Source organism: Terriglobales bacterium, from assembly GCA_035454605.1.
Taxonomy (GTDB): domain Bacteria; phylum Acidobacteriota; class Terriglobia; order Terriglobales; family Acidobacteriaceae; genus DATMAB01.
In genome coordinates this window covers 1-11,433 of record DATIGQ010000157.1, presented here as the reverse complement: position 1 = coordinate 11,433, position 11,433 = coordinate 1, and the positions used below count along the sequence as shown (strand labels likewise).

Here is an 11,433-nt window from a genome sequence, read left to right as displayed (position 1 = left end):
CTGATCGCCTTCTTCGTCTTCTGCGTGGCCATGGTGGCGGAAACCAACCGCGCCCCCTTCGACCTGCCGGAAGCCGAATCCGAACTCGTGGCGGGCTTCCACACCGAGTACAGCGGATTCCGCTGGTCGCTGTTCTTCCTGGCCGAATACGCCGCCATGATCGCGGTGTCGTCGGTGGCCACCACGTTGTGGCTGGGCGGCTGGCTGCGCCCCTTCAAGGGCGAGTGGTTAAGCGGCCCCACTTGGGACCTCGTGTTCTCGCTCTTTCCGGCGCTGACCTTTTTCGTGCTGGCCGCGCTGGCTTTCCTGGGCACCATCCGCATGCCCAAGCACCCGCTGTTCCGCCTGCAGACGCTCGGTCTGGGTGGCTTCGCCGCGCTGCTGGCAACCATCGGCGCGCTGCTGCTCGTGCCCCCTGTTCGCGACCGCGTGCAGGACATATACTGGTTTTCGCTGAAAGTCGCCTTCTTCATGTACCTCTACATCTGGTATCGCGGCACGTTTCCGCGGTACCGGTTCGACCAACTGATGAAGGTGGGATGGAAAGTGATGATTCCGCTGAGCCTGGCGGCGCTGATCCTGACCGCGCTGGTGGGAGTGCGGGCGGAAATCGCGGCGCAGGTAGGGAAGTGGCTGGGGTGACGCTGATGAATGTGAAGCGGCTGGCGCGCAAGATTTTCCTGGTAGACCTGCTGCAGGGTCTGGCGCTGACGTTCCGCTACCAGCATCCGAAAGAGGTCTACACCGAGCAGTATCCGCTGGAGCGCCCGCAGGTGGCGGAACGCTATCGCGGGGCGCCGCGGCTGAACGTGAACCCGGAGACGGACGAGACGCTGTGCATCGCCTGCGACCTGTGCGCGCTGGCGTGCCCCGAGCATCTGATCGTGGTGACCAGCGAGCGCAACGAGAAGACGCGGCGCAAGGAGCTCACGAACTTCACCTACGACCTGAGCCGCTGCATGTTCTGCGGGCTGTGTGAAGACGCCTGCCCGACCGACGCGCTGGAACTGACGCAGGATTTCGAACTGGCCAACTACACCCGCGAAGGCGCCATCTGGGACCGGCAGGCGCTGGAGCAGGGCCCCCAACCGACGGTGTACAGGAAGTGAGCGCAGAGCCCACCCGATGACGCCCGTCGCCACGACCTTCTTCTTCTACTTTCTGGCCGGACTCGCCGTGGTGAGCGCCATCCTGGTGGTGACGCAGCGCAACGCCGTGCACTCCGCCATCTCGCTGATCTTCACCCTGCTTTCCCTGGCCGGGCTCTACCTGATGCTGTACGCGCCGTTCGTGGCCGGCGTGCAGATCATCCTGTACGTGGGCGGCATCATGGTGCTGTTCCTGTTCGTCATCATGCTGGTGAGCCTGGAGAAAGCGCAGAAGGAAGAGCAGTTCAACCGCATGTGGCCGGTAGGACTGGTGGCCACGGCGCTGCTGGGCGCGCTGCTGCTGTTCGTCTATCTGAAGGACCGCGCGGCGTTTCCCGCCGCCACAGCGCACATTCCGGAAGGACAGAACACGCAACAGATCGGGCTGATGCTGTACGGGCAATACCTGCTGCCGTTCGAGATCGCATCGGTGCTGCTGCTGGTGGCGATCGTGGGCGCGGTGGTCATGGCGAAGAAGCGAATCTAGTACCGGGTAGCGAGTACCGAGATATGGGCGAGATCGGCACACTGCACTATCTGATCGTGGCGGCGATTCTGTTCGCCATCGGCACCATCGGCGTGCTGACGCGGCGCAACGTGGTGATCGTGCTGATGTCCATCGAACTGATCCTGAACGCGGTGAACCTGAACCTGGTGGCGTTCTCGCGAATGCACGGCCTTGAGGGCCAGGTGTTCTCCATCTTCGTGGTGGCGGACGCGGCGGCGGAAGCCGCCGTGGGCCTGGGCATCCTGATCGCGTTTTTCCGGAACAAGGAAACGATTAACGCCGACGAGATTGATTTGTTGAAGTGGTGAACGGCGAACAGAGCAATAAGCGATAGGCGGTAAGCAACAAGCCAAGAGCTAAAGGCCGAGAGCCAAAAGCGTGTTTTTCCTGGACTACATCTGGCTGATACCGTTGCTGCCGGCGCTGGGCGCGGCGGCGATGTTCTTCTTCGGGCGGAGGATCTCGAACCGCGCGGTGAGCATCGTGTGCGTGGGCTCGGTGGTACTGGCGTTCGCGCTGGCCTGCGGAGCCGTGTGGCAGTACACCGACTACGCCCATGCCCAGCCGGGCAAGCCGTTCGAGAAGATTCTGTTCACGTGGCTGGGGACGGGTACGGGGGAACTGGCCTACCTGGGCGCGGGGAATCACGTGGCCCACTTCCGCGCCGATGCCGGCTTTCTGCTCGATCCCCTCTCCAGCATCTGGCTGCTGTTCGTCACCGGCGTGGGCATGCTCATCCACATTTATTCGATCGGGTACATGGGGCACGAGGGCGGGTATTACCGCTTCTTCGGCTACCTGAACCTGTTCATGTTCTCCATGCTGACGCTCATCCTGGGGAACAACTACGCGGTGATGTTCGTGGGCTGGGAGGGCGTGGGCCTGTGCTCGTACCTGCTGATCGGTTTCTACTTCGACCGGCACTCGGCGACCACCGCGGCCAACAAGGCATTCATCGTGAACCGGGTGGGCGATGCGGCCTTCCTGCTGGGGATGTTCACCATCGCCTGGTACTTCGGCTCGGTGCAGTACACACGAGTGAATGAAATCATCCACGAAGGGGCGCGCAGCGGGGCGTTCCTTGCGGGCGATCCCATCATCACCATGGCGACGCTGTTGCTGTTCGTGGGAGCGTGCGGCAAGAGCGCGCAGTTGCCGCTCTACACCTGGCTGCCGGACGCCATGGAAGGCCCTACGCCGGTCTCGGCGCTGATCCATGCCGCCACCATGGTGACGGCAGGCGTGTACATGGTGGCGCGCTCCAACGCGCTCTTCCAGCTGGCGCCGGACTCGATGCGGGTGGTGGCGGTGGTGGGAGCGTTGACGGCGATCTTCGCGGCCACCATCGGGCTGGTGCAGAACGACATCAAGCGCGTGCTGGCGTACTCGACCGTCTCTCAATTGGGATACATGTTCCTGGCGCTGGGCGTCGGAGCGTTCGCCGCGGGCGTGTTCCACGTGTTCACGCACGCCTTCTTCAAGGCGCTGTTGTTCCTGGGCGCGGGCTCGGTGATCCACGCGCTCTCGGGCGAACAGGACCTGCGCAACATGGGCGCGCTCCAGGACAAGACGCCCACCACCTTCAAGACCATGCTGGTGGCAACGCTGGCCATCGCCGGCATTCCGCCGCTGGCGGGCTTTTTCTCCAAGGACGAGATCCTGTGGCAGGTGTGGGCGGCGCACCAGCCGGTGCTGTGGGGCCTGGGTTTTGTCACCGCTATCCTGACGGCGTTCTACATGTTCCGGCTCTTTTATCTCACGTTCTGGAGCCCGTCGCGGATGTCGCACGAGGTGGAGCATCACGCGCATGAGTCGCCGGCCTCCATGACCATGCCGCTGGTGATACTGGCGGCGGGGGCGGCGCTGGCAGGATTCCTCGGCGTGCCGGCGGCGCTGGGCGGGAGCAACCGCTTCGAGCACTTCCTGGCGCCGGTGTTCGAACCCGTGGGCGCGGCGGCGGAGGCTGGGCACAGTGGCGCGCACGATCCCATGGAATACGCGTTGATGTTCGCGTCGGTGGCGGCGGCCGGGGTGGGATGGTTCCTGGCCCGGCGCTTCTACTCGGGCGCAGGGAAGGATTACGCCGAGCCGATGGCGCAAGCAGCACCGCCGGTCTACCAGACGCTCTACAACAAGTATTGGGTGGATGAGCTGTACGACATGCTGTTTACCGGCCGCCGCAAGCTGGGGCCGGTGCGTTTGGGCGCGCTGGGCGTGGGCGAAGCTTCAGCGACGTTCGATTCGGTCGGCGTGGATGGTGTGGTGAACGGAACCGGCTGGCTGACGCGGGCTTCCGCCCGGGTGTCCATGTGGTGGGACACGTGGATCATCGACGGCTTGCTGGTGAATGGTCCGGCCATCGCCATGCGCCTGCTGTCCTATCCCACGCGGCTGTTCCAGTGGGGCCTGGTGCAGTGGTACGCGCTGGTGATGGTGGCGGGGCTGACGGGGATGATTCTGTACTACGTGAGGCGATGAAGACGAGTTGCGAGTATCGAGTACCGAGTTGCGAGCCAAACCATGACTGAAGGCTGGGTGTACCACCACATACTTTCGATCATCCTGTTCACGCCGCTGGTGGGGGCGCTGATCCTGCTGTTCGTCCCCAAGGAGAACGAGAAGGCGATCAAAGTGCTGGCCAACCTGTTCGCCTTCGCGGGCTTCCTGGTATCGCTGCCGCTGGTGCCGTGGTTTTGGGCGGTGCGCGGCGTGGCCGGGTTCCAGTTCGTGGAGGGAAGAGCGGCGAGCGCTGACTTCGCCGGCAATTGGATCCCCTCGATCGGCGCCAGCTACACGATCGGCATCGACGGTATCTCGTTCCTGCTGGTGATGCTGACCACGCTGCTGGGTTTCCTTTCCATCCTGTCGTCGTGGTCGGCGATCACGGAGCGAGTGAAGGAATACTACGTTTGGTTCCTGGTGCTGCAGACGGGGATGCTGGGCGTGTTCGTGGCGCTGGACTTCTTCCTGTTCTACGTGTTCTGGGAAGTGATGCTGGTGCCCATGTACCTGCTGATCGGGATCTGGGGCGGGCCGCGCAAGCTCTACGCCGCCATCAAGTTCTTCCTGTACACGCTGGTGGGATCGGTGCTGATGCTGCTGGGCATCCTCTACCTGTACTTCCACCACCAGCAGGTGGCGGGCTTCTACACCTTCGGGATCGAAGCCCTGTACCGCACCGCGCCGCAGATCCAGGGGCAGGCGGCGCTCTTCCTGTTCCTCGGCTTCTTCGTGGCCTTCGCCATCAAGGTGCCGATGGTCCCCTTCCACCCCTGGCTGCCGGACGCGCACGTGGAAGCGCCCACGGCGGGCTCGGTGATCCTGGCGGGCGTGCTGCTGAAGATGGGGACCTACGGACTGATCCGTTTCTCGCTGCCCATGTTCCCGGCGGTGGCCATGGACCAGAAAGTGCGTGGCTGGATGATCGGGCTCTCCATCATCGCCATCATCTACGGCGCGCTGGTCAGCCTGATGCAGAAGGACATGAAGAAGCTGGTGGCCTACTCCTCGGTCAGCCACCTGGGCTTTTGCACGCTGGGGATTTTCGCGCTGAACCCGCTGGGACTGAGCGGCAGCGTGCTGCAGCAGATCAACCACGGAATCTCGACCGGGGCGCTGTTCTTGATCGTGGGAGTGCTCTACGAGCGGCGGCACACGCGGGAGATCTCCGAGTACGGCGGCATCTCGCACGTGATGCCCTTGTACGCCACCATCACGCTGATCATGTTCATGTCGTCGCTGGGGCTGCCGCTGCTGAATGGGTTCATCGGGGAGTTCACCATCCTGCAGGGCGCCTACATGGAGAGCAAGGCGTGGGCGGCGTGGTCGGTGTGGGGCGTGGTGCTGGCGGCCGCCTATCTGCTGTGGCTCTACCAGCGAGTGTTCTTCGGCCCGGTGAACAATCCCAAGAACAAGGACTTGCCGGACCTCAACCTGCGGGAGCTGGTGACCTTCGCGCCGCTGGTGCTGCTGGCGTTCTGGATCGGGATCTATCCCAAGCCGTTCTTCGAGATTCTGGCGCCGCCGGTGAACAACATCGTGAGGGTGGTGCGGCCGGAGTATCCGCTGAAGCCGGCGGTGGTGGCGGGAGAGCTATCGAGCGATCAGGTGACCGGGTCGTCGGGTGATTGCCGGACTGCAGAATTGCGGAACTGCGAAATTGACGCAGAAGCAACCGCAAGATCCCTCGACTCGTCCGTCACGGCGGACGACCGCGCCAAAGGCGAGCGCGGAGGAAAGGCGATTGCGGCACTCGCTCAGGATGACAAGCGACGAGAGGGAGCGCGCTAGTGTCGGTGGTCTCCCAATTCTTCTCCAGTTCGGACTACGCGCTGGCGTTGCCCATGCTGCTGCTGGTGCTGTTCGGCTGCGGCATCCTGATGATCGACCTGCTGCTGCCCAGGGAGTGGAAGATCGCGAACGCGTACACGGCGGTGATCGGGCTGCTGTTCGCAGCGCTGGCGGTGTACAAGGTGCACGCCGCGTACCGGCTGGCGGAGGTGCAGAGCGGGGCGGTGTTGGACATCAGCGGGTTCGGCGGCATGGTGCTGTTCGACCGCTTCGCCATCTACTTCTTCTACCTGGTGCTGGCGGGCGCGCTGATCACAGTCCTGATGTCGGTGCGCTACCTGGAAGTGGAACGCGAGCACCACGGAGAGTATTACGCGCTGATGCTGTTTGCCGTGGTGGGCATGATGGGCATGGCCTGCGGCTACGACATCGTGCTGCTGTTCATCAGCCTGGAGACCATGGCCATCTCCACCTATGTGCTGGTGGGCTTCCTGCGCGGCGACCGCAGGTCGAACGAGGCGGCGCTGAAGTATTTGCTGCTGGGCGCGTTCTCTTCGGGAATCTTCGCCTACGGACTTTCGCTGCTGTACGGCCTGGCGGGCAGCACCAACCTGGGACAGATCGCCTTCCGGCTGGGCCAGCACATCGAGGCGCAGCCCAACGATCCGGTAGCCATCCTGGCGATGGTGACCACGTTGGCCGGATTGTTCTTCAAGATCGCGGCGGTGCCCTTCCACCAGTGGGCGCCGGACGCGTATGAGGGCGCGCCGACCACCATCACGGGATTCATGTCGGTGGCGGTGAAAGCGGCCTCGTGGGCGCTGCTGCTGCGCATCGTCCTCTACGGGATGGATGCGCTGCGTCCGCTGTATTTGCCGCTGCTGGTGTTCGTGGCCATCGCCACCATGACGGGCGGAAACCTGGCGGCGCTGACGCAGACCAACCTGAAGCGGCTGCTGGCGTACTCTTCCATCGCGCACGTGGGCTACATGCTGCTGGGGCTGGTGGCAGGAGACGCCAACAATCCGAGTCCTACGGGCATCAAGGGCATCCTGTTGTACCTGCTGGTCTACACCTTCATGAACCTGGGAGCCTTCGCGGTGATTACTTCGCTGCGGCGGCAGAACATCATCGGCGATGAAGTGGACGACATTGCCGGGCTGTACTTCAAGGCTCCTACATCGGCCGTGTTGATGTTCATCTTCATGCTGTCGCTCACCGGGATTCCGCCGCTGGCCGGGTTCTACGGGAAGTACTTCATCTTCCTGTCGCTCCTGGAGACGGGCAGCGCGGCCCACCCGCTGAACTTCTACCTGGCCGGGCTGGCGGTGTTCTACGTGGCGGTGTCGCTCTATTACTACCTGCGGATCGTCAATGCCATGTTCATGCGCGAGGCGGTGGACGCCGAGCCCGTGCACCTGGCGCCGGGCATAGGGCTGACGCTGGCCATCACCGGCCTGGCGACCGTGGGCATCGGCCTCTTCCCGGACTTCTTCATCCGCGCGGCAGAGTGGTCGCTGCGTTCGGGCGGGGGAGCGGCGATGATGGGATTCCTCCGGTAGGGCACGGCGTTCTCTTTCAGAGTCCGCGGTCATGGACGAAACCCGCCAACCTTCGGACCAGAAGCCAAACCAACAGAAGAAGAACATGTGGGTGCAAATGGCCCGCTACAGTCAGCTTGCGTTCGTGCTGCCGGCGGCGACCGTGGTGGGCTGGCTGGTAGGAGCGGCGCTGGATCGCTGGCTGGGCACCAAGTGGCTGTACCTGGTGGGCCTGTTGCTGGGAATCGCGGCAGGATTCGTCGAGTTGGTGCGCACGGTGAGCGCCCCGGACGACCGGCGGTAGAGTATGGCGATGGAGCAGCCCTCGGCGGAAGCCTTCTATGCGGCGGCATATCCGAGGATCGTTCGCTTCATGCTGGTGCTGGCGGCCTTGTTCGTGCCGCTGGGGTGGCTGTGGAAGGGCACTCCGTTCGCGCTGGGGTTCGCCGCCGGTTGCGCCATCGCGCTGGTGAATTTCCACTGGCTGAAGCAGACGGTAAGCGCCGTGGCCGACCGCATCACCGGCTCCGGCAAGGCGGAGCCGGCGCGCGGTGTGGTGGTGCGCTTCCTGCTGCGCTACGTCCTGTTGGCTGCGGGCGCGTATGTTATATTGAAAAGTTCCGCGCCCAGTGTTTACGGCCTTCTGGCAGGGCTGTTCCTGCCGGTAGGCGCGATCGCGTGTGAAGCTGCATATGAAACCTGGGTGGCGCTGCGCCGCGGAATCTGAGGCGATGTTTCCGAGACCTGCATGGCACTGATCGCGTTTTCCTCCGAGCTTCCCTTCACGGCCCTGATGAATAAGCTCTTTGGCGGCGTTGCCCTGTCTGTGATGGAGCAGGTGGGCGTACACGCGCATGACCCGGCGCATCCCATTCCGAACTGGATGGCGATGCAGTTCCTGGTGGCGGGCGTGCTGTTGTTGTTCTTCGCGTTCCTGCGCACACGGCTCTCGGTGGAGAAGCCGGGCGGGTGGCAGCACCTGCTCGAGGGCGTGCACACATTCATCCAGAACCAGAGCCGGGAAATCATTGGACATCACAGCGAAGCCTACACACCGTTCCTGGTGGCGCTGGGCCTGTTCATCTTCACGGCCAACATGGTGGGAGTGGTGCCCGGGTTCGAATCGCCGACGGCGAATCCTTCGGTGCCGCTGGGCTGTGCCGTTGCCGCCTTCGCGTATTACAACTGGCAGGGCGTCCGGAAGCAGGGAGTGGTGCACTACGCGGCGCATTTCGCGGGACCCTCGGACCCCAGCATGTCGCTGTTCATCCGGTTGCCGCTGGCGATCGTGATGGTGCCCATTGAAATCATCAGCCACTTGGCGCGCATGCTCTCACTCACCGTGCGTCTGTTCGCCAACATTTTCGCGGGCGACATGGTGACGCTGGTGTTCTTTTCGCTGGTCCCGGTCGGGGTCCCGGTGGCGTTCAACCTGCTGCACGTGGGCGTATCGTTCCTGCAGGCCTACATTTTCGTCCTGTTGACGACGGTGTATCTGGCGGGCGCCGTCGCCGAAGAGCATTGATGGCATTCATACCGGCTTGTTGGCCGCGAGCGTGAGGGCGTCTGCACGAGGAAGGCGCCAACCACCCACTGGCGGTAATTCATCCGAGGAGAAGCAACATGAGGAAACTGTCGTACGTGTTCATCACGCTGGCGCTGCTTACGTTGGCAACGCCGGCGTTCGCGCAAGAGGCAGGAGGCGCCGGCGGCGGGATGGGGTCGGCCAACTGGGTGGCCATCACATCGGGATTTGCCATGGCCATCGCATCGGCCGTCTGTGGGCTGGCGCAGGCAAAAGCCACCGCTGCGGCTTGCGAGGGGTTGGCGCGGAATCCGGCGGCTCGTCCCGGAATCCAGCTGGCGCTGATCCTGGGTCTGGCGCTGATTGAGTCGCTGGCGCTGTACACACTGGTCATCATCTTCGCCAAAGTCGCCTAGGCGAAGGAGCAAGTTCGGCCACCGATCGCGGGAAGCGGTCGGTGGCCTTCGTGTTTTCCGGAGCTGTGGGCGGGCCCGCGTTTGGTACGCGAGAGGGGCGCGATGGCTACAATAGGCGCCATGGCGGCGGCGCTGGAGTTCGAGGGAGTCACGAAGGAGTATCGCAGCCTCTTCGGCGGGAGATCGGTGCGCGCGCTGGACGATTTCTCCCTGCGCGTGGAGCAGGGTGAGATTTTCGGCTTCCTCGGTCCGAACGGAGCGGGGAAGACCACCGCCATGCACCTGGCCATGGGGTTCATGCGTCCGACCGGCGGCGCGGGACGAATCCTTGGAAAACCGTTCGGCCATGCGGCAACGCGGCAGCGCGTGGGCTTTTTGGCCGAGCACGTGGCGCTGTATCACCGTCCGGCGGAGAAGCTGGTGCGGTTCTACGGGAAGCTGAACGGGATGCGCGATCCGCAATTGAGAAAGCGGGCGCACGAGGCGCTGGAAAAGGTGGGGCTGGCGGATGAAGCGGATCGCAACGTGGGGCGATTTTCGCGTGGGATGCTGCAACGCGCGGGACTGGCACAGGCGCTGGTGAACGATCCGGACCTGCTGCTGCTGGATGAGCCCACGGCGGCGCTGGACCCGCTGGCGCGCATCGCGGTGCGGGAGCTGCTGCTGGCGGCACAGGCGGCAGGCAAGACCGTGTTCCTGAGTTCGCACCTGCTGTCTGAGGTCGAGCTGATTTCGACGCGAGTGGCGATTTTGCACAGGGGAAGAGTGCGGAGGACGGGCACGGTGCACGAGCTGCTGGAATCTCGTGCGGAGAGCGAGATCGTGGCCCGAGGTATCGATGCCGGCGCGTTCCCAGGCGCGGCCCTGCGGGATGGGCTGGCGACGTTCTCGGTGGCCGCGAGCGAGCAGCGGAAGGCGATTGAGCGGGTGTGGGCCGCGGGCGGCGAGGTGGTGAGCGTCAATCCGGTCAGGCAGACACTGGAAGAGATCTTCGTGGAGCTGACGAAGGAAGAATGAAGCCGCGAACTATGAACCGTGAACTACGAACCGAGGCCTGAGACCTAGGAACTGAGCCCATGATCGCTGTCCTGCTCATTGCCGGAAACCTGGTGCGCGAGCAGCGCTGGCCCACGCTGTTCCTGGTGCTGTGGTCGGGTGTGGTAGCGCTGGCGTTCACCTGGGGCGAAGAAGAACTGATTCAGAACGACTTCGTGTTCCTGCTCGGACAAGAAGCGCTGTATGCGGTGGCGTTCGCCACGTTCGTTGCCGCCTTCAGCGTGCACAACGAACGACGTTCACGGCGGATCCTGGCGGTGCTCTCGAAGGCCGTGGAGCGCAGGCAGTATCTGGCCGGGATGCTGCTTGGAGTGCTGCTGTGCTGCGCGGCGTATTGCGTTTCCATCGGGCTGAGCTCGCTGTGGATCGCGCGGAACATGGATGTACCCGGGTGGCAGTTCATCGTGCTGACCGCCGTCCTGCTGATGACCTGCGCGGTGGCGGCGGCGATTGCGCTGTTCTTCGCGACTTTTCTCGATCCGTTGCCGGCGACCGCCGCCACAGCGCTGGTGATCGCGGCACCCGCCGCGCTGGAGCGGATGCTGGGCGGAGCCTGGGCGAACGCTATCCCGGTGTATTCGCTTAGCGCCTCGGCCATGCGCTTTTCCTATGATCCGGCATGGAGTCCGGGGTGGGGCGGGGTCGCCGTAGCCGTGGTAGAGACGGTTGTGTTCTGGCTGGCGGCGTCATGGGTGTTTGAGCGGCGAGACATCGCCATGGCCGTGGAGTAACCGGCGAGCTAGAAGCGCAGGATATCGGCGGCGGAGCGGGCGGCGAAATCCAGCACGCGGCCGGGCAGGATGCCGAGGTAGAGAGTCGCAGCGGCCGTCAGCGTAAGCACGGCGGCCAGCGGCGCCGGGATGGTCAGAGCGGGCATGTCTTCGCGCGGATCGCGCATATACATCACCACGATCAGACGCAGGTAGTAGTAGGCCGCAATCGCGCTGTT

14 protein-coding genes are annotated in these 11,433 nt (G+C 63.9%); 13 read left to right on the top strand and 1 reads right to left on the bottom strand.

Translation table 11 applies throughout. The annotated features are described in order from the left end of the window. The 13 genes from VLE48_11360 to VLE48_11300 form a co-directional block, all read left to right on the top strand. Positions 1 to 642: complex I subunit 1 family protein (locus tag VLE48_11360; GenBank protein ID HSA93600.1), on the top strand; the 642-nt coding region annotated here is incomplete at its 5' end. 5 nt (positions 643 to 647) lie between these two features. Then, entirely contained in the window at positions 648 to 1,109 is a 462-nt protein-coding gene (locus VLE48_11355) for an NADH-quinone oxidoreductase subunit I (GenBank protein HSA93599.1), read from the top strand. A gap of 16 nt (positions 1,110 to 1,125) precedes the next feature. Further along, positions 1,126 to 1,635, top strand: coding sequence for an NADH-quinone oxidoreductase subunit J (locus tag VLE48_11350; protein ID HSA93598.1), 510 nt, complete (start codon positions 1,126 to 1,128; stop codon positions 1,633 to 1,635). A 23-nt stretch (positions 1,636 to 1,658) separates the two neighbouring features. Next, positions 1,659 to 1,964 carry an NADH-quinone oxidoreductase subunit NuoK gene (nuoK, locus tag VLE48_11345; protein HSA93597.1) on the top strand — a complete coding sequence of 102 codons (306 nt, stop codon included), beginning with the start codon at positions 1,659 to 1,661 and terminating at the stop codon, positions 1,962 to 1,964. A gap of 70 nt (positions 1,965 to 2,034) precedes the next feature. After that, the gene (gene nuoL / locus VLE48_11340; GenBank protein HSA93596.1) at positions 2,035 to 4,134 is read left to right on the top strand and encodes an NADH-quinone oxidoreductase subunit L; all 2,100 of its coding nucleotides are present in this window, start codon (positions 2,035 to 2,037) and stop codon (positions 4,132 to 4,134) included. Positions 4,135 to 4,176: 42 nt separating this feature from the next. After that, a complete protein-coding gene (locus tag VLE48_11335; GenBank protein ID HSA93595.1) occupies positions 4,177 to 5,946 on the top strand; it encodes an NADH-quinone oxidoreductase subunit M in 1,770 nt (589 codons plus the stop codon). Beyond that, positions 5,946 to 7,508 carry an NADH-quinone oxidoreductase subunit N gene (locus tag VLE48_11330; GenBank protein HSA93594.1) on the top strand — a complete coding sequence of 521 codons (1,563 nt, stop codon included), beginning with the start codon at positions 5,946 to 5,948 and terminating at the stop codon, positions 7,506 to 7,508. The genes VLE48_11335 and VLE48_11330 overlap by 1 nt, the downstream gene beginning before the upstream one ends. 31 nt (positions 7,509 to 7,539) lie before the next feature. Next, a complete protein-coding gene (locus tag VLE48_11325) occupies positions 7,540 to 7,791 on the top strand; it encodes an AtpZ/AtpI family protein (protein ID HSA93593.1) in 252 nt (83 codons plus the stop codon). Between the two features lie 3 nt (positions 7,792 to 7,794). Next, a complete protein-coding gene (locus VLE48_11320) occupies positions 7,795 to 8,214 on the top strand; it encodes an ATP synthase subunit I (GenBank protein ID HSA93592.1) in 420 nt (139 codons plus the stop codon). A 21-nt stretch (positions 8,215 to 8,235) separates the two neighbouring features. Beyond that, positions 8,236 to 9,012 carry a F0F1 ATP synthase subunit A gene (atpB, locus tag VLE48_11315; GenBank protein HSA93591.1) on the top strand — a complete coding sequence of 259 codons (777 nt, stop codon included), beginning with the start codon at positions 8,236 to 8,238 and terminating at the stop codon, positions 9,010 to 9,012. A gap of 98 nt (positions 9,013 to 9,110) precedes the next feature. Then, positions 9,111 to 9,428 (top strand): ATP synthase F0 subunit C, encoded by a 318-nt coding sequence (locus VLE48_11310; GenBank protein HSA93590.1) that lies wholly within the window; start codon positions 9,111 to 9,113, stop codon positions 9,426 to 9,428. A 102-nt stretch (positions 9,429 to 9,530) separates the two neighbouring features. Further along, positions 9,531 to 10,445, top strand: coding sequence for an ABC transporter ATP-binding protein (locus tag VLE48_11305; protein ID HSA93589.1), 915 nt, complete (start codon positions 9,531 to 9,533; stop codon positions 10,443 to 10,445). Between the two features lie 59 nt (positions 10,446 to 10,504). Next, positions 10,505 to 11,215, top strand: coding sequence for a hypothetical protein (locus VLE48_11300; GenBank protein HSA93588.1), 711 nt, complete (start codon positions 10,505 to 10,507; stop codon positions 11,213 to 11,215). Positions 11,216 to 11,223: 8 nt separating this feature from the next. On the opposite strand, the gene VLE48_11295 is transcribed toward VLE48_11300, so the two are convergent. Continuing rightward, on the bottom strand, positions 11,224 to 11,433 hold a 210-nt coding region (locus tag VLE48_11295), incomplete at its 5' end, for a hypothetical protein (GenBank protein HSA93587.1).

Coding starts and splice junctions, on each gene's coding strand:
- VLE48_11320 (HSA93592.1), top strand. CDS start 7,795: ATGGCGATGGAGCAGCCCTCGGCGGAAGCCTTCTATGCGGCGGCATAT.
- VLE48_11305 (HSA93589.1), top strand. CDS start 9,531: ATGGCTACAATAGGCGCCATGGCGGCGGCGCTGGAGTTCGAGGGAGTC.
- atpB (HSA93591.1), top strand. CDS start 8,236: ATGGCACTGATCGCGTTTTCCTCCGAGCTTCCCTTCACGGCCCTGATG.
- VLE48_11355 (HSA93599.1), top strand. CDS start 648: ATGAATGTGAAGCGGCTGGCGCGCAAGATTTTCCTGGTAGACCTGCTG.
- nuoK (HSA93597.1), top strand. CDS start 1,659: ATGGGCGAGATCGGCACACTGCACTATCTGATCGTGGCGGCGATTCTG.
- VLE48_11325 (HSA93593.1), top strand. CDS start 7,540: ATGGACGAAACCCGCCAACCTTCGGACCAGAAGCCAAACCAACAGAAG.
- VLE48_11335 (HSA93595.1), top strand. CDS start 4,177: ATGACTGAAGGCTGGGTGTACCACCACATACTTTCGATCATCCTGTTC.
- VLE48_11300 (HSA93588.1), top strand. CDS start 10,505: ATGATCGCTGTCCTGCTCATTGCCGGAAACCTGGTGCGCGAGCAGCGC.
- VLE48_11350 (HSA93598.1), top strand. CDS start 1,126: ATGACGCCCGTCGCCACGACCTTCTTCTTCTACTTTCTGGCCGGACTC.
- VLE48_11310 (HSA93590.1), top strand. CDS start 9,111: ATGAGGAAACTGTCGTACGTGTTCATCACGCTGGCGCTGCTTACGTTG.